13 protein-coding genes, 2 tRNA genes and 3 rRNA genes are annotated in these 15,692 nt (G+C 46.3%); 1 reads left to right on the top strand and 17 read right to left on the bottom strand.

All coding sequences use genetic code 11. The features are described 5' to 3' along the window. Positions 1-14 precede the first annotated feature (14 nt). The 10 genes from M1L52_RS09600 to M1L52_RS09555 form a co-directional block, all read right to left on the bottom strand. Positions 15-503 (bottom strand): hypothetical protein, encoded by a 489-nt coding sequence (locus tag M1L52_RS09600; protein WP_248614750.1) that lies wholly within the window; start codon positions 501-503, stop codon positions 15-17. 1,056 nt (positions 504-1,559) lie between these two features. Beyond that, complete coding sequence (locus tag M1L52_RS09595; protein ID WP_248614749.1) at positions 1,560-1,952, bottom strand: hypothetical protein; 393 nt, start codon at positions 1,950-1,952, stop codon at positions 1,560-1,562. A gap of 25 nt (positions 1,953-1,977) precedes the next feature. After that, positions 1,978-4,893: a hypothetical protein gene (locus M1L52_RS09590; protein ID WP_248614748.1), complete on the bottom strand. Its 2,916-nt coding sequence runs from the start codon at positions 4,891-4,893 to the stop codon at positions 1,978-1,980. Positions 4,894-4,912: 19 nt separating this feature from the next. Then, positions 4,913-5,119, bottom strand: coding sequence for a hypothetical protein (locus M1L52_RS09585; RefSeq protein WP_248614747.1), 207 nt, complete (start codon positions 5,117-5,119; stop codon positions 4,913-4,915). A gap of 13 nt (positions 5,120-5,132) precedes the next feature. After that, positions 5,133-5,954 (bottom strand): DNA adenine methylase, encoded by an 822-nt coding sequence (locus M1L52_RS09580; protein WP_248614746.1) that lies wholly within the window; start codon positions 5,952-5,954, stop codon positions 5,133-5,135. Next, the gene (locus M1L52_RS09575) at positions 5,951-6,406 is read right to left on the bottom strand and encodes a DUF4406 domain-containing protein (protein ID WP_248614745.1); all 456 of its coding nucleotides are present in this window, start codon (positions 6,404-6,406) and stop codon (positions 5,951-5,953) included. Before M1L52_RS09575 ends, M1L52_RS09580 begins: the two co-directional genes overlap by 4 nt. Next, positions 6,403-6,660, bottom strand: coding sequence for a hypothetical protein (locus M1L52_RS09570; RefSeq protein WP_248614744.1), 258 nt, complete (start codon positions 6,658-6,660; stop codon positions 6,403-6,405). The genes M1L52_RS09575 and M1L52_RS09570 overlap by 4 nt, the downstream gene beginning before the upstream one ends. 172 nt (positions 6,661-6,832) lie before the next feature. Further along, complete coding sequence (locus tag M1L52_RS09565; RefSeq protein WP_248614743.1) at positions 6,833-7,333, bottom strand: hypothetical protein; 501 nt, start codon at positions 7,331-7,333, stop codon at positions 6,833-6,835. Continuing rightward, on the bottom strand, positions 7,330-7,617 hold the full coding sequence (locus M1L52_RS09560) for a hypothetical protein (protein ID WP_248614742.1): 288 nt from the start codon (positions 7,615-7,617) through the stop codon (positions 7,330-7,332). The genes M1L52_RS09565 and M1L52_RS09560 overlap by 4 nt, the downstream gene beginning before the upstream one ends. Before the next feature lie 18 nt (positions 7,618-7,635). Then, entirely contained in the window at positions 7,636-7,863 is a 228-nt protein-coding gene (locus M1L52_RS09555; RefSeq protein WP_248614741.1) for a hypothetical protein, read from the bottom strand. 111 nt (positions 7,864-7,974) lie between these two features. On the opposite strand from M1L52_RS09555, the gene M1L52_RS09550 reads away from it, so the two are divergent. Continuing rightward, entirely contained in the window at positions 7,975-8,262 is a 288-nt protein-coding gene (locus M1L52_RS09550) for a helix-turn-helix domain-containing protein (protein ID WP_248614740.1), read from the top strand. Between the two features lie 125 nt (positions 8,263-8,387). On the opposite strand, the gene M1L52_RS09545 is transcribed toward M1L52_RS09550, so the two are convergent. From M1L52_RS09545 to M1L52_RS09515, 7 genes are all read right to left on the bottom strand, one after another. Next, positions 8,388-8,870 (bottom strand): hypothetical protein, encoded by a 483-nt coding sequence (locus M1L52_RS09545; RefSeq protein WP_248614739.1) that lies wholly within the window; start codon positions 8,868-8,870, stop codon positions 8,388-8,390. A 155-nt stretch (positions 8,871-9,025) separates the two neighbouring features. Next, positions 9,026-9,138, bottom strand: a 5S ribosomal RNA gene (rrf, locus tag M1L52_RS09540). Positions 9,139-9,217: 79 nt separating this feature from the next. After that, positions 9,218-12,118 (bottom strand): 23S ribosomal RNA (locus tag M1L52_RS09535). 229 nt (positions 12,119-12,347) lie between these two features. Then, a tRNA-Ala gene (locus M1L52_RS09530) sits at positions 12,348-12,424 on the bottom strand. A 50-nt stretch (positions 12,425-12,474) separates the two neighbouring features. Then, positions 12,475-12,548 (bottom strand) — tRNA-Ile (locus M1L52_RS09525). Between the two features lie 167 nt (positions 12,549-12,715). Continuing rightward, positions 12,716-14,245, bottom strand: a 16S ribosomal RNA gene (locus M1L52_RS09520). Together the 16S, 23S and 5S rRNA genes with 2 tRNA genes alongside form the textbook arrangement of a ribosomal RNA operon. A 475-nt stretch (positions 14,246-14,720) precedes the next feature. Beyond that, the gene (locus M1L52_RS09515; protein WP_248614738.1) at positions 14,721-15,443 is read right to left on the bottom strand and encodes a Bax inhibitor-1 family protein; all 723 of its coding nucleotides are present in this window, start codon (positions 15,441-15,443) and stop codon (positions 14,721-14,723) included. Between the last annotated feature and the right edge of the window lie 249 nt (positions 15,444-15,692).

The raw sequence follows: 15,692 nt of genomic DNA, 5'->3' as shown, positions 1-15,692 counted from the left end.
CCTCGATTTTAACTTTATTTACGCTTTTTATAGTCACGTTTCTTGGATCTGCGCATTTTATCCTTCCATCGCTGGTAGTTTTTCAGCAAACCCTCGTCAGATATTCCCGTCAGGTCATAGCGTTTTACCAGAAGATATGCAGTGTCCTGATAGTCGATGCCGTGAAGGTGCTTGTTCTCATCCATCAGTTCATGAACCTCTGCCCAGAACATACACTTAAACCGCTTGTTCAGGATCCTGGCACCATGAGCCGATATATAGTTGTATTTCTCCGGATTCTTGCCGAAAGCGAAGTTACCGTCCCGTTTATCCGGAAGTGCGATACAAAGATTACCCTCATCCACAGGCGATACGAGAAGTGGCCTGACAGTCATTACGTCATAGACCTTCTCGTACAAGTCAGTGTGAGGCGGGAACCTCACAGCCCCTACCGTCCTGTCATAATACTTAGCGTTAAGCCATTGCGCCAGGTATGGATCGACCAGAATCTTAGTAGTAATCATATAGTAAATCTGAAATTCAGTGCAAAGATAGTAAATTTTATTATATTAATTATCAGCTGCTTAAAAAAAATTGTAGGCACAAATATTCATTTTCTTGTATATTTACTACATTTTGTCAAAAAAATATGCATTTTCCTGTATGTTTTACCATCAGTCTTTCTTTGCTCTTCCTGTTTTCTCTCTTCCATCTGATTTAATTTGACCGAAAAAATTTGTATTTTCGTAACTTTGCCAAAATCAGAGACTAACACTCTGTAACTCAGTAACTTTGTATCCGCTACAAACCTGTAACAAACCTCTGTTCATTCAAAAACAGATTGTATCTTTTGTAACTGATGCTTCTAGCACCAAGCCAGGCACCTGAGAAGGATACAAAAACCTCGATTTTGTAACAAACTTGTATTTTTCGTATCTACTTTGTAACCATGTTTTGTAACTTTCTGCGATTTAGCGAAACCCTTTTATTTACTACGTTTTTTAACTTTTCTCGTTCTTTAAATAAAGGCATGTAACAAAGTTACAAAATTTTTCGGTAAAATATAAAAGGGGGAAGGGGAACGAAAAGCAGCGGGCGTGAATGAATATGCAGAAACGAGCGGTAAGGCAGTCGAAGTAATTGTATGAGGAAGCGGAAAGCAATCTCTGTAACAGCGTGTCCGGGGCCTCTGGATAGTCCCAGGGAGGCACTAGAAAAAATTAGTCTTAAGACATAAGAAAACTGCGCCAAAATTTGCAGGATTCAGTACTTTTTCGTACCTTTGCAATATAATTAAATTAGGGTATTCTACCCCTTAAAATAAGGGATAAAGGAGGAAAGTTACCATACGCGGCTGTGTATATAGAATACCTGGTTAAACACAGAATTTAGCGGTTAAGATCCATCCCTGTCGCTCCATGGGTGCCGGTGGTGTAATAAATAGGTGTCTGTATCTCTCTGCGAGATACAGGCTTTTTTATCCGGCTGTCGCCGGTAGCTCCGCAATAATAAAGCGCGGCCACTGGCTAGTACCAGCAGTCGCGCCCCTTCATAACTATGTGCGAAAAAAAAGAATAGTCTTAGCCAGGATTGCTACGGATCCTGTGCCAGTAGGTCTTATGTGGGTGTCCGGCCATCAGGCGCTGTCTGCGCTGGTCGTAGTTGGGCCTGTATTCCGGATGGGTGTACTGCTCGATAGCTTCCTTTATCTCTATGGCGGCCAGTTCAGCTTTCCGCTGCAGATCTTCAAATACGCGTTTTAGTTCCGCTAAGTTTACAGCTTGAAGCTGGATAGATACGTCCGCCATGTGTCTGGCTATTTCGTTGTGGGTTATCTGCAGATCCTGGATCACTTCTACCGTTTTCTTTACGACAGTTCTGTAGGGTTCCATCGATAGTACCGGTGCTGAAATGATTACGATATCATCCTGTGGGGGTGCTATAGCGCCTATAAACAGTATAATCTTCTTCATATCGACAAAGTTATAAAGTTAATATCTAGAACGGCCTACCGTCTTCCCACTCTTCGGACTGGCTGGCCAGATCGCCCTCAACAGGCCCCTGGCTCTCACTAGCTGTTTTACCATTATAGCGAAGGTAAATCATTTCGAAGGATTTTGTCTTCGGATACATTGGAGAATCCTCTTCCGGTTTACGGATGATACGTCCCTGCTTGTTCTGGAACTCTTTGGGATTGTACTCTATATTCTCTGCAGACAGTGCGAAGCTCTTAAGCCTCCTGGTAAAGCTCTGGACTGTCGCTTTATTGGCTCCAGTGAAGCGCTTGTAATCTTCGAATACCTTCTCACGGATAAGGAACCGGTCCAGATGATCGCTCTCTGGCGCGAAATAAGACGCTGCCCACTCTGCAAACAGGCCGCCCATATCCTGCAAGTACTTACGCTTGATGATATTACCCATAGGCGGCTGTATCTTGACGGACTGGCCGCAAAGTGACAGGTAGAACTGTGTGGCCTGCAGGATGAAGTTGATGTCAGCGTTCCACCTGCTATCGCCATAGGTCTTGCTAAAGAGGTCGAATCCGAAATCATCGCGTATGCTCCTGGATTCCTTGTAGTCATTATCCTCCGTCTTCTCATGGTAATAGTCAGAGTTGATGGTATATAACAGACGGGCTTCCGTTGAAGGATCGAAGTTGTCCGGTACATAATTCGTTGTGAATACCAGTTTGGGGCTATCCTCGAATGGAATTGTGAAACTCTGGTTATTCTTCGGGTTGATGGTCATATCCGACGTAATAATGTCATAGAACGGCCCTAGCTGCAGGTATCTGTCGCAATCGTCCACTATCAGCATATCGGTATGCTTGTTTACCTGATCGAGCCAGTGTGGATTCTTTGTCAGTTCCACATTTCGCCCAGACAGTTTCACTGTCTTACGGAAATATGAAAGTGCCTTGAACATGAATGACTTACCCGAACGTCCGTTACACTGGTTGTCCTCACCGATCTTGTTATCCATCGCCATAGGTGCCCATGGGCGTGATGGTGACTTATACCTGTGCATCATATACCCTACTACAAAGATCTTGTTAATGAGGTTCTGCATCTGTTCCTTTATTTCCTGCTGCTCCAGTCCGGGGCCTGCAATATCGAACTTGTGTTCAGCCTTATACTGCTCACGGTCTTTCACCTCCAGGAACTCCAGGTTATCCTCCAGTTCCTTTCTCCAGTGAACGCGTGAAGTGTTGATCAGGAAACAGAAGAAAGGTGAGCGTTCCACATCATGCAGTTTGATGTCGTAAGTCATATTCCCTTCATCATCGCGTCCCAATGTAATCTTGAAGAAATCATCGAGTTTCTTATAAGGATACTTGATTACGTTTTCCTCCCATACGTAGTTAGCCAGGGCGCTGCTGGTCCCCTTATGCTCTATGATTCCGGATCCTGTTATTTCCAGGCAACTGTTTGGGAAGAAAAAGATCTGCTTTGACGCTGTGTAGTCAGTGAAGTCCAGATCAACCTCCTGCAGACGGTCCAGGCTCGATGTGCTCAGGCGCTGACTGTTCAGAATCAGGTTACGGATTTCCCTTGGAAGCGCTCTCTCCTTACCCCATCGACGCAGGAACTCGGCTATATCCTTTGGAGTGACAGACCTCACGACATTACCTTCCACTCTTATATACCTGACTGTTGCGCTGTTCTCATCGTGAAGGGTACAGAATCCATTCAATCCCAGGAAATAATGCAGGCACTCAGTATCGATATCATGTGTAAAGCCAGTTCCTTTGCTATTAGGCTTTGAAGTCCAGAACTTAGCAGGCATGGCCAGTGTCATAAGATCCCTGATATTTCCCTTATCCTTGTATATCTCGATATAGTCTCTGAAATCCTTACGCGAATGGCCTCGATGATCCTTGAAATTTGACAGTCGTTCCGGTAGCCATATCGTATGTATGTCAATGAAGCGTAGTGCCAGTTCCTTTCCCTTCTTTTTACCAGTTGCATCCAGATCAGGAATGTTATAGAGGGTCTCAACATATTTCATAATCTCCTTATATTCCTCGACAGATATCTGGTACGTCTCTGAGTTGAACCATATCGGGCAATATCCCAGGGACCGGATACAGAGTGCGTCACGTTCTCCACTGCAGATGAAGGCCTCCTTAAGTTTTTTCTCCTTGTATGGCTGTCCCTCACCATGTGTGCTTTCCCATGCCTTACGTTCATCTTCATTATAGATATGGTGTGCTCTTTTCAGTTCAGCCAGGCCGTTTGTATATCGCTGTGGCTTCTTGCCTGCAGGCGTATAAGTGAAGCGCCTGGACTTGTCACCATTCTCTCCGATATAGTAAGGCTGGTACACCTTATAGAAACTGTCTTCCTGGCCATCCTTCGTGAAAGCACACTGACGGGCAAAGATCGGGTATTTATCGTTTGCCCATATCTCTGTCACCTGTCTGTTCTTTACGTAGCGAATGAATTTGACGGGATGCCAGTGCAGCGCCTGGCAGTGCTCTTCCTTCACCAGTGGCCCCAGCACCCTCAGCTGATCAGCTGTGAAACTCTCGGCTATCTCCAGATACGTCTTACCATCCTGTTCATCCGGTTTTGCTGGTCTTGTCTTGAAATCCGGCTTGTTGATGTCAGGCTTCAATTCGGATTCCACTCCATATCGCTGTGCGAGCAACGCTATCGCCTCAGAATTGTATTCTATATGTTCCTCGTACTTACAAATGTCGATAGCGTCCATTTCGTGGCCTGTGCCACCAAAATCCGTAACCTTCCACCGGTCGCCTTTCTTGCGGATCGACGCGCTGGCAGTACGTTCGTCACTCCTCAGCTTGAATTTCTTATTAGTCCCTGCACAGTCTTTCGCCTGCGGGTAGTAGTCAAGAATTATCTGCAGGCCCCCGTCAGTGGCTGCCATCAGATCCTCTATAAGTTGTGCCATAGTTACAAAAAAATGAAAGTTACGAATTTATCTGGCTGTCATTTACCTCCCCCACGTCTGGCTTCTTAGTCTCAGTGAGTTTGTACCAGGGCTGATATACAAATATAGCAGCCAGGAGCCAAAGGTAACTATAATTTCCAGAAACAAAAACGACAGTACCAACCAGTACCATATAAGCCACCACGATTACGGCGTGGCACACGTAAAAGGTGTTTTCTGTTTTCATAATTTATCGTGTTTTATAGGTTTTCTATCGGGAATAAGCTCGGCTCGATATCGAAGTTATACACCAGAACTTCCTGCTTACGTCGTGGTTTCCCTTTCAGAGCAGGTATCATACACTTTTTGTCGAACACCTGATAGTTCCAGGCCATTCTTTCCACATAGTCAGCTAGCAGGTCAGACCAGAAGCAGCTCAATATAAATCGGCCCTTTATCTCCGTAAGCATTTCCAGCAGCTCGCGGAAGTCTTTCTTTTCGTAGCCCTTATAGTGTTTCTGATCGCAGTTGATGTAAGGCGGATCCAGATAGAAAACAGTATCTTCTGTATCCCTCTCACGGATAACATCCAGTGCGTCCCTGCATGATATCTGCACATGTCTCAGGCGTTCATGTATCTTTTTTGTGAAGCTGTTCCTATACCCATCCATCGATATACCGATATGGCTGCCACCTGTACCGTTGTCGCGTTTCCATCCTCCTCGTGGTGTTGCCATTACTGACAGGTTGGTAACCATCCATACCGCCCAGGCGATATCGGTCTTATTGTGGTGTTTGGGATTGTTGTATATTCTCTTGGCCCTGTTGTATTCACTCTCACTGTGTAGGGTGGTATGTATTTTCATCTGCAGCGCCTCAAAGTTGACCATACACTGCTTATAGAAGGTGATGATCAAATCGTTTTTGTCATTGATCACCTCCAGGAACGACGGTCCCTTGGCAAAGAACACTGCACCGCCACCAAAGAACGGCTCGCAGTATATCTTATGCTTAGGCAGCATACCCAGGATAATACCAGCCATCTGCTGTTTCCCTCCATAATAGGTAATTGGTGTCTTCATCTTTCCTCCTCTATTGGTATCCAGATTTCACGGGCCTTATCATTGCACCACTCATTATACTCGAATCCTTCCGGACATTTTTCGTAACACCTGTGGATATATGTCTGAGCCTGACTATAGTCCTGAAAAAAGATTTTCTTTCCCGTAGTTTCCGCAAAATCGAACTCTGTAGCTGCTCCTGGTGAGCGTCCCCAGTCTTCCAGCATGTAGATAGCGCTGCACGTTCTCAGCCATTGCAGATCATAGAGTAGGATATCGTCATAATTCATGGGTATCTCTCTCCACTTGAAGGCCTGTTCCATGGTTTCCTGGAACTCCTCGCTGGCAGGGTTTATGACTGTTGACATATCAGATAGTCGATCCTCCAGCATTTTCTGAGCTTTTGCAAACTTCTGGCGGGTTTCGTCACTGATAACCTCCTCGCCTATTTTTCCACTTATATATACTCTCATAACAGGTCTTTTTCGTAAATCAAGTTATACAGGTCGCATACTTCATTATGTATTTTGTTGGCTAAAGCTGAAAGCGTCTGCAGGCGCAGGTAGCCATCATAGTCCATCAGGAAGTCTTTATACAGGCTCTCTTTCAGGAACCATAGGTTATGCTGTATCTCGTCGGCATTGCCTGTAACAGCTGCCAGTCTTTTTTCCGTTTCTTCTGATACCTTCTTACATTTCGGGTTCAGGCACTCTTTCCATTCTTTCATAGTCTTTTCACTTCTCTTATTTGGATATCGTGGTACACAGTCACGTTAGCGAACATCTTACGGGTCCAGTCTCTCAGCTCTATAGCCTTTAATCTGCTGCAGGGCAGGCTTAACGATTCTCTACCCCCCCCATGTCGGATACCGGTAACTGTATAAAGTGGTACTTCTATCTTCATGTTAGCTGTTGTATTAGGTTCGTTCTTTTCTTAAACTCAGTATCGGGGCTTCTATGCTCGCCAGGCTTGATAGCTCCAGGGTATCCTTTAATACGTGCTACGATGTGTGCCTGTCGTCTTCTTTCTTCCCATACACCAGTAAGCCAGTCCGGATCTTTCTGTAGTCCCAGTTCGCGGGCCTTTCTGATCATGGTACGCAGAGACACACCCAGATATTCTGCTATTTCCTTGTTTAGTGTCTTAGGGAAAAGGCGGCGTAAGTCATCTACCATCTGGCGGCTCCATGATATGCGCCTGGATCCGTTAGGTGCCTCCTCAACGCGTCCGGTACCAGGATAGTATCGTGGGCCTTTCCTTGACAGTCCGTGTCTCTTGCAGATAGTAAATACCCAGCCAGGAGCGTATCCTACAGCCATCCCTATTTCCTCATAGGTTCTGCCATCATGGAACATCTGGATAATTTCCGTGTCATGATCTGTGTTCCTCTTACTGCTCATACTTCACTTCCAAACACTCCGCTTTCTATAGCGGTTTCTTCTATCAGTTCTGCCAGTGTCAGGTCTTTTGCATTTGGATAATTCTCTGGCTCAACTCGAATCTCATATAAGCCAGTACCCTGTTTCGCTTTCTCAACCTTAAGAACGTGTACTCTTTTCTCCAGTTCCTCAATGAAGGAGATATTACCAAAGGGGACAAATGATGTTTCGAGTTTATAGTGCCTCTTCTCTCCCTGGATCTGAATCCACCCCATTCCGTTTGGTGCATCTATCTTTATGTTCATAGCATGATTTATTTATGTTTAGAATATGATTCGCCCTGATACTTCGTTTATCTTATCCTTTGCTAATTCAGGAATACTGCAAGCGCCAGCCCTCCAGTTATTGAAAGTAGAACGTGGAACCTTGCAGGCCTCAGTCATTTCCTGAGCTTTCCGCTGTGATTCCTCTATAGGAAGGCTTCGGAAATAATTACGCAGTTTTGCGCTGTTTTCTAAATTTTCCTGCTTTTTAATGTTTTTTGTCTTCATAAATTTTGTGTATTTAAGTTTAATTATTAAATTTACGCTGCAAATATACAATTAAAATCGATAATGTCGATTATAAATCGAGTTAAATATTATTAAACACCTTTTACCGCTATGGCTAACTTTCAGATTATAAGGGATTTGTGCGAAAAGAAAAAAATATCTATTCGCAAGCTTGCTGACATGGTAGATATGAAAGATGGAAGCATACACAATTTGATCAATACTGGTTCAACCAACACAGCCACCCTGGAGGCCATAGCAAAAGCCTTGGATGTATCACCGGCCATCTTTTGGGAACCAGTAGATGTTACGGACAAAGAAAAGGAGATCCTTCATCTAAAGGAACTCCTGGCAGAAAAAGAACGTACTATAAAGATTCTCTTAGAACGTCAAAAGTAGTCACAAAGTAGGCACACAGGGGCTTTAAATTGTTGAAGACTAATCCGACTTGGATTCCTGGAGGTACCACTCCTCCTTTCATTATGAATCCCGCGAAAGTCTTCGGACTGAACGGGATTTTTAAGTTAATAATCTTCAAGAATTCGTTTAAGTTTATTTTCTGTTGATTCCTTCTTATTAGAAAAGAAGCTGCCTATCAAACCAAAAAGTCCCAAAAGATTGCCTCCATCCAAACGTGCACTCAACAATTGAGCATCGGTTTTCTTAAGCAAGAATTGCTTATTCTTACCTTTACTTGTTCCCCAGACTTCAACTTCAGAAATATAACCTTCTTTCGGAATGAGCAGAATAGTATCGCCATTATGAAACTCTCCAATAAATATAACGCGAGTAATATAATGAGGATGAGATACTGAAAACTGTTTGAAAGAATCCTTCAGACAAAAGGTACCATCCCAACAACTTACGGTATCAATGCCATCAGTAGAATATATAACAGCGTCACGCACAGGGACTAATGTCTCAATATTAGCTACAACAGCCTTCAACTGTGCAAATGAAGCCATATCAAAAAATAACAAGATAATAATTACAATGAATTGTTTCATGAATACAAAGGTACTTCAATGAAACATTATATCAAAAGAATTTACACCTTCTTAAGATGATTTTGAGGGTAAAAAGCAAAGTTAATGTGAAGAAAAATATGTAGAAATAATAAAAAGAGAGACTACAGTCGCTGTGACTATAGTCTCTCATGAAAAGATGGCGGCTTCCTACTCTCCCGCATTGCATTGCAGTACCATCGGCGCAAGCGGGCTTAACTTCTCTGTTCGGAATGGGAAGAGGTGGGACCCCGCCGCAATAACCACCTGAAAATAGGGGTTGACATATCAACACAAGAACAATAAGCAGCGCGAAAGCGCGACTGACTTACAGCAGAAAATATGCGCCAGAGGCGAAAGATATCGGGCAATTAGTAGTGCTCGGCTTTGACATCACTGTCTTTACACCTGCACCCTATCAACGTCGTAGTCTACGACGACCCTCAATGGAGCCCTAATCTTGTGGCCGGCTTCGCACTTAGATGCTTTCAGCGCTTATCCGAACCCGACGCGGATACCCAGCGGTGCACCTGGCGGTACAACTGGCAGACCGGAGGTCGGTCAATCACGGTCCTCTCGTACTAGTGACCGATCCACTCAAGACTCCTGCGCCCACGATAGATAGAGACCGAACTGTCTCACGACGTTCTGAACCCAGCTCGCGTGCCACTTTAATGGGCGAACAGCCCAACCCTTGGGACCTTCTCCAGCCCCAGGATGTGACGAGCCGACATCGAGGTGCCAAACCACCCCGTCGATATGAGCTCTTGGGGGGGATCAGCCTGTTATCCCCGGAGTACCTTTTATCCTTTGAGCGACGGACCTTCCACACGGCTCCGCCGGATCACTATGCCCCAGTTTCCTGCCTGCTCGGCATGTCTGCCTCCCAGTCAAGCGCCCTTATGCCATTGCACTCTGTAAGGCCGGTTACCAATCGGCCCGAGGGCACCTTTGGAAGCCTCCGTTACGCTTTTGGAGGCGACCACCCCAGTCAAACTACCCACCAAGCAGTGTCCGGATATCAACCCGTTAGACCTCAGGCAGCAGAAGGGCCGTATTTCAAGGATGGCTCCACGAATGCTGGCGCACCCGATTCAAAGCCTCCGGCCTATCCTACACATCCGATGACCAAGGTCAGTGCTAAGCTGTAGTAAAGGTTCACGGGGTCTTTTCGTCCCATCGCGGGTAATCGGCATCTTCACCGATACTACAATTTCACTGAGATCGTGGCCGAGACAGCGTCCGGATCATTACACCATTCGTGCAGGTCGGAACTTACCCGACAAGGAATTTCGCTACCTTAGGACCGTTATAGTTACGGCCGCCGTTTACTGGGGCTTCAATTCAAAGCTTCGCCAAAATGGTTGACTTCTCCTCTTAACCTTCCAGCACCGGGCAGGTGTCAGGCTGTATACCTCATCTTGCGAGTTTGCACAGCCCTGTGTTTTTGTTAAACAGTTGCCTGGACCTATTCTCTGCGCCTCACTTAAAGTGAGGACCCTTTATCCCGAAGTTACAGGGTCAGTTTGCCTAGTTCCTTAGCCACGACTCTCTCAACGCCTTAGTATGTTCTACCCGACTACGTGTGTCCGTTTGCGGTACGGGTTCCCAGTGGATAAGCTTAGCGGATTTTCTAGGGAGTAGGGTTACCTGCACTCGGCTGCCCCCGAAAGGGCTGCCGTACTATAGGCACTCAGCTCAACTGGTGGATTTGCCTGCCAGCCTCATTGCCTAATGCCGTCAACGCACACATCCGTCGGTGCGCGGCAGTGTCACTCCTCCGTCTCCACAATCGCTCCAAAGGGAAGTCACGGAATATTAACCGTGTCGGCCATCGCCATCGCCGTTCGGCTGAGACTTAGGACCCGACTAACCCCGGGCTGAATGACATAGCCCGGGAAACCTTAGTCTTACGGCGGAGGGGAATCTCACCCCTCTTATCGTTACTTATACCTACATTTGCTTTTCCAGACGCTCCAGCGTGCATCGTCAACACGCCTTCAAGGCAACTGGAATGCTCCCCTACCGATACTTTTAAAATTGCTATCCCGCGCCTTCGGTACCTGTCTTATACCCGATTATTATCCACGCCCGGCCTCTCGACTAGTGAGCTGTTACGCACTCTTTGAATGAATGGCTGCTTCCAAGCCAACATCCTAGCTGTCATCGAGGCCAGACTTCGTTAGACTAACTCAGACAGGATTCCGGGACCTTAGACGGCGGTCTGGATTCTTCTCCTCTCGGGGACGGACCTTAGCACCCGCCCCCTTACTGCATGGCTGCGGAGCATGAGCATTCGGAGTTCGTCAGGTCTCGATAGGCGGTGAAGCCCTCTTGACCTATCGGTCGCTCTACCTCTCATGCTGATAACCACACGCGGCACCTAAATGCCTTTCGGGGAGTACGAGCTATCTCCGAGTTTGATTGGCCTTTCACTCCTACACACACCTCATCCGGAAGCTTTTCAACGCTTATCAGTGCGGACCTCCATCCCGTGTTACCGGGACTTCATCCTGGACATGTGTAGATCACTCGGTTTCGCGTCTACCCCCACCGACTAAACGGCCTCTTCAGCCTCGCTTTCACTGCGGTTGCGTCACAGAGTGACTTAACCTCGCCGGTGATGGTAACTCGTAGGTTCATTATGCAAAAGGCACGCCGTCACTGCAAAAGCAGCTCCGACCGCTTGTAGGCGACTGGTTTCAGGTACTATTTCACTCCCCTCCTAGGGGTGCTTTTCACCTTTCCCTCACGGTACTGGTACGCTATCGGTCTCTCGGGAGTATTTAGCCTTGCCGGATGGGCCCGGCGGATTCGCGCAGAATTACTCGTGCTCCGCGTTACTCAGGATACCACTAGGACTAATGTCGCTTCGGATACAGGATTGTCACCTTCTACGATCGTTCTTTCCAGAACGTTCTCCTCACAACAAGTAATCCACGGCGTGGTCCTACAACCCCGGCTGTGCATTGCTACACAGGCGGTTTAGGCTCTTCCCCGGTCGCTCGCCACTACTGGGGGAATCATTGTTATTTTCTCTTCCTGCGGGTACTAAGATGTTTCAGTTCCCCGCGTTCGCCTCACCATATCAGAGATGGTGATAACTGTCCTTCAGACAGCTGGGTTGTCCCATTCGGAAATCCGCGCATCAAAGGTCATTTGCACCTACACGCGGCTTATCGCAGCTTATCACGTCCTTCATCGCCTCCGAGAGCCAAGGCATCCACCAGACGCCCTAACTTTCTTTCGCCATAACTTCTCTTTTAATCTATAGTAACTATATAAACCATAGCTACCACAGAGAGAATGCTCATACTTTCAGCTGTAAATTGTTGAGATTCATTATCTAATCTTCAGTCTGACTTAATAAAAAGTCTTTACTTACAGTCTTGTGTCTCAATATGTCAAAGATCGCTGTGTCGCGAACGCCCTCCTTGTGTCGGGCTTAGGATTGACTGCGTCTGTCCTGTTCGCACCACTTGGTGGAGAATAACGGATTCGAACCGTTGACCCCCTGCTTGCAAAGCAGGTGCTCTAGCCAGCTGAGCTAATCCCCCGTGAAAGAGGTGAGAGGTAAGAGGTGAGAGGTAAGAACCGACTCACACCGTAGTCCCAGGCAGACTTGAACTGCCGACCTCCACATTATCAGTGTGGCGCTCTAACCAACTGAGCTATAGGACTCTTAGTGGTCAGAGGGGGTACCCCTGCCCGGCCTCAACTATTCTCTAGATAAACAGAAGAAGTATACAAGAAAGCTGAAGGGTTGACAATCAACCTTGCTTACCTACTATTCAGCGTCCTCTTTATTAGCGTGTTGACTTGACTTGCGTCTCGTCCACACACTCCAGAAAGGAGGTGTTCCAGCCGCACCTTCCGGTACGGCTACCTTGTTACGACTTAGCCCCAATTACCAGTTTCACCCTAGGCCGACCCTTGCGGTCACGGACTTCAGGTGCCCCCGGCTTTCATGGCTTGACGGGCGGTGTGTACAAGGCCCGGGAACGTATTCACCGCGCCATGGCTGATGCGCGATTACTAGCGAATCCAGCTTCATGGGGTCGGGTTGCAGACCCCAATCCGAACTGAGGATGGCTTTAAGGATTAGATCGCAATTGCCTGCAACCAACTCTCTGTACCACCCATTGTAACACGTGTGTAGCCCCGGACGTAAGGGCCGTGCTGATTTGACGTCATCCCCACCTTCCTCACACCTTACGGTGGCAGTACTGGCAGAGTGCCCAGCATTACCTGATGGCAACTACCAGAAAGGGTTGCGCTCGTTATGGCACTTAAGCCGACACCTCACGGCACGAGCTGACGACAACCATGCAGCACCTCCACAGGAGTCCCGAAGGACCTCATCATCTCTGAATCGTTCTCCTGCAGTTCAAGCCCGGGTAAGGTTCCTCGCGTATCATCGAATTAAACCACATGTTCCTCCGCTTGTGCGGGCCCCCGTCAATTCCTTTGAGTTTCACCGTTGCCGGCGTACTCCCCAGGTGGGATGCTTAACGCTTTCGCTTGGCCGCTGACATTGTATCGCCAACAGCGGGCATCCATCGTTTACCGTGCGGACTACCAGGGTATCTAATCCTGTTCGATACCCGCACTTTCGAGCTTTAGCGTCAGTTACACGCTGGAAGGCTGCCTTCGCAATCGGAGTTCTTCGTGATATCTAAGCATTTCACCGCTACACCACAAATTCCGCCTTCCTCGAGTGCACTCAAGTTCTCCAGTTCGCGACGCACTGCACAGGTTGAGCCCCTACATTTCACGTCACGCTTAAAAAACAGCCTGCGCTCCCTTTAAACCCAATAAATCCGGATAACGCCCGGACCTTCCGTATTACCGCGGCTGCTGGCACGGAATTAGCCGGTCCTTATTCTTCGGGTACATACAAAACACTACACGTAGTGAACTTTATTCCCCGACAAAAGCAGTTTACAACCCATAGGGCCGTCATCCTGCACGCTACTTGGCTGGTTCAGACTCTCGTCCATTGACCAATATTCCTCACTGCTGCCTCCCGTAGGAGTTTGGACCGTGTCTCAGTTCCAATGTGGGGGACCTTCCTCTCAGAACCCCTACTGATCGCTGGCTCGGTGGGCCGTTACCCCGCCGACTGCCTAATCAGACGCATCCCCATCCCTTAGCGATAAATCTTTGTTCCTCATCAGATGCCATCCAAGGAAAACATAGGGTATTAATTCGACTTTCGCCGGGCTATGCCCTACTAAGGGGAAGGTTGGATACGCGTTACTCACCCGTGCGCCGGTCGCCATCAATCTTAGCAAGCTAAGATCATGCTGCCCCTCGACTTGCATGTGTTAAGCCTGTAGCTAGCGTTCATCCTGAGCCAGGATCAAACTCTTCACTGTAAAAGTTATTTCTTTAATAGCAAGGACACTGCAAAAAAAAAACGCAGCGAACCATGCTGATTATTCTGTACTCAAGGACGCCATATCCGAATAGTATCTCTGGTAAAGCTTCTCATTCTCAAAAACCGTCCCGAAGGACAGCATTGACGGTTGACTTCATATTACCCACGGTGCTATACTATAAAATAATAAAAGCACCGCGCTTCTTGTACTACTTCACTGTCTATGTAAATCTTTCAAAGAACTCTTTCTTTAGCGCTTGTCACTCGTTTTTGAGCGAAAGCGGATGCAAAGGTAAGCACTTTTTCAGAACCGCCAAAACAATTCAAGCTTTTTTTCGCAAAAAAGCAAAGAAAAATTCGTCTTGCGGCACGCAACAACTACTACACATTATTATATATAGAAAGAGTATCCCCAAAAAGCAAAAAAGTCGGCATTTTTAACTTGCCGACTTTTTTTCAAACATATAGTTTTATTAATCTCTACTCGATCCAAAAATCCGAAGGAGATAAATAAAAAGATTTATGAAGTCGAGATAGAGACTGAGCGCACCTAATAGAGCTAGTTTTTGCATTTTCTCACCTGCATCAGGAGCTCGAAGCATCATTTCCTTTATCTTCTGAGAATCATACGCGGTTAGTCCCACGAAAATGAGCACGACGAAGTAGCTAAATATCAAATTTTGTGCAGTTATTCCGACAAAGATATTTACTATCGAAGCAATGATAATACCCAAAAGCGCCATAAATGCCAAACGACCTATAGAAGTCAGGTCTTTCTTTGTAAAATAGCCATAAGCAGCCATTGCCCCGAAAGTGGCAGCCGTAATAAAGAACACTTGCGCAATAGTTCCCAGCTCATATACGAAGAATATTGCAGACAATGTTGCTCCGATCATGACAGAATAAAGCACAAACAATAAAGCAGCAGTAACAAGAGACAGTTTGTTAATGGCTCCACTGATAGCCACGACAAGCAGGACTTCTGCAATAAGCAGTCCCCACATCACTGCAGAATTTCCAAAGACCAACCCCGTAAGAGCTGGATTTGTTGCTACATAATAGGCTGTAAAGCCTGTAATAACGAGCGCGAAAGTCATCCAAAGATACACCTTACGCATTAGTATAGGGAATGCCAATGATGACTCCAGCTGTTGTTCGCGCGACATAGCGCCATACTTAATTTCTTCGTAATCCATAATTAATATAATTATCTTTATAAATAAAAAACTTTACAAAGATAAGAACAAAAGGATATATGTTGCAAAAAAAATAAGTTTTTTTAAACAAAAACGAACTGAATTACTATCTTCCCTTAGGAAATGTTTCTTTAGATAGTTCCTTAAAGAAGTCGAAATCGAGAATTACACACAATCTCTGCAACAGATTCACATTAATGTCTGTTCTTTTGAAAATGTCATATACATTTGTGCGTTCACAGGGTATTT

It is taken from the genome of Prevotella sp. E13-27, from assembly GCF_023217965.1.
Taxonomy (GTDB): domain Bacteria; phylum Bacteroidota; class Bacteroidia; order Bacteroidales; family Bacteroidaceae; genus Prevotella.
This window is presented reverse-complemented; position numbering and strand designations above follow the sequence as displayed.

What these genes read in the sequence shown, in the direction of transcription:
- M1L52_RS09515 (WP_248614738.1), bottom strand. Translation starts at nt 15,443, where the DNA reads ATGGATTACGAAGAAATTAAGTATGGCGCTATGTCGCGCGAACAACAG.
- M1L52_RS09580 (WP_248614746.1), bottom strand. Translation starts at nt 5,954, where the DNA reads ATGAAGACACCAATTACCTATTATGGAGGGAAACAGCAGATGGCTGGT.
- M1L52_RS09585 (WP_248614747.1), bottom strand. Translation starts at nt 5,119, where the DNA reads ATGAAAACAGAAAACACCTTTTACGTGTGCCACGCCGTAATCGTGGTG.
- M1L52_RS09600 (WP_248614750.1), bottom strand. Translation starts at nt 503, where the DNA reads ATGATTACTACTAAGATTCTGGTCGATCCATACCTGGCGCAATGGCTT.
- M1L52_RS09590 (WP_248614748.1), bottom strand. Translation starts at nt 4,893, where the DNA reads ATGGCACAACTTATAGAGGATCTGATGGCAGCCACTGACGGGGGCCTG.
- M1L52_RS09555 (WP_248614741.1), bottom strand. Translation starts at nt 7,863, where the DNA reads ATGAAGACAAAAAACATTAAAAAGCAGGAAAATTTAGAAAACAGCGCA.
- M1L52_RS09565 (WP_248614743.1), bottom strand. Translation starts at nt 7,333, where the DNA reads ATGAGCAGTAAGAGGAACACAGATCATGACACGGAAATTATCCAGATG.
- M1L52_RS09550 (WP_248614740.1), top strand. Translation starts at nt 7,975, where the DNA reads ATGGCTAACTTTCAGATTATAAGGGATTTGTGCGAAAAGAAAAAAATA.
- M1L52_RS09575 (WP_248614745.1), bottom strand. Translation starts at nt 6,406, where the DNA reads ATGAGAGTATATATAAGTGGAAAAATAGGCGAGGAGGTTATCAGTGAC.
- M1L52_RS09595 (WP_248614749.1), bottom strand. Translation starts at nt 1,952, where the DNA reads ATGAAGAAGATTATACTGTTTATAGGCGCTATAGCACCCCCACAGGAT.
- M1L52_RS09545 (WP_248614739.1), bottom strand. Translation starts at nt 8,870, where the DNA reads ATGAAACAATTCATTGTAATTATTATCTTGTTATTTTTTGATATGGCT.
- M1L52_RS09560 (WP_248614742.1), bottom strand. Translation starts at nt 7,617, where the DNA reads ATGAACATAAAGATAGATGCACCAAACGGAATGGGGTGGATTCAGATC.
- M1L52_RS09570 (WP_248614744.1), bottom strand. Translation starts at nt 6,660, where the DNA reads ATGAAAGAATGGAAAGAGTGCCTGAACCCGAAATGTAAGAAGGTATCA.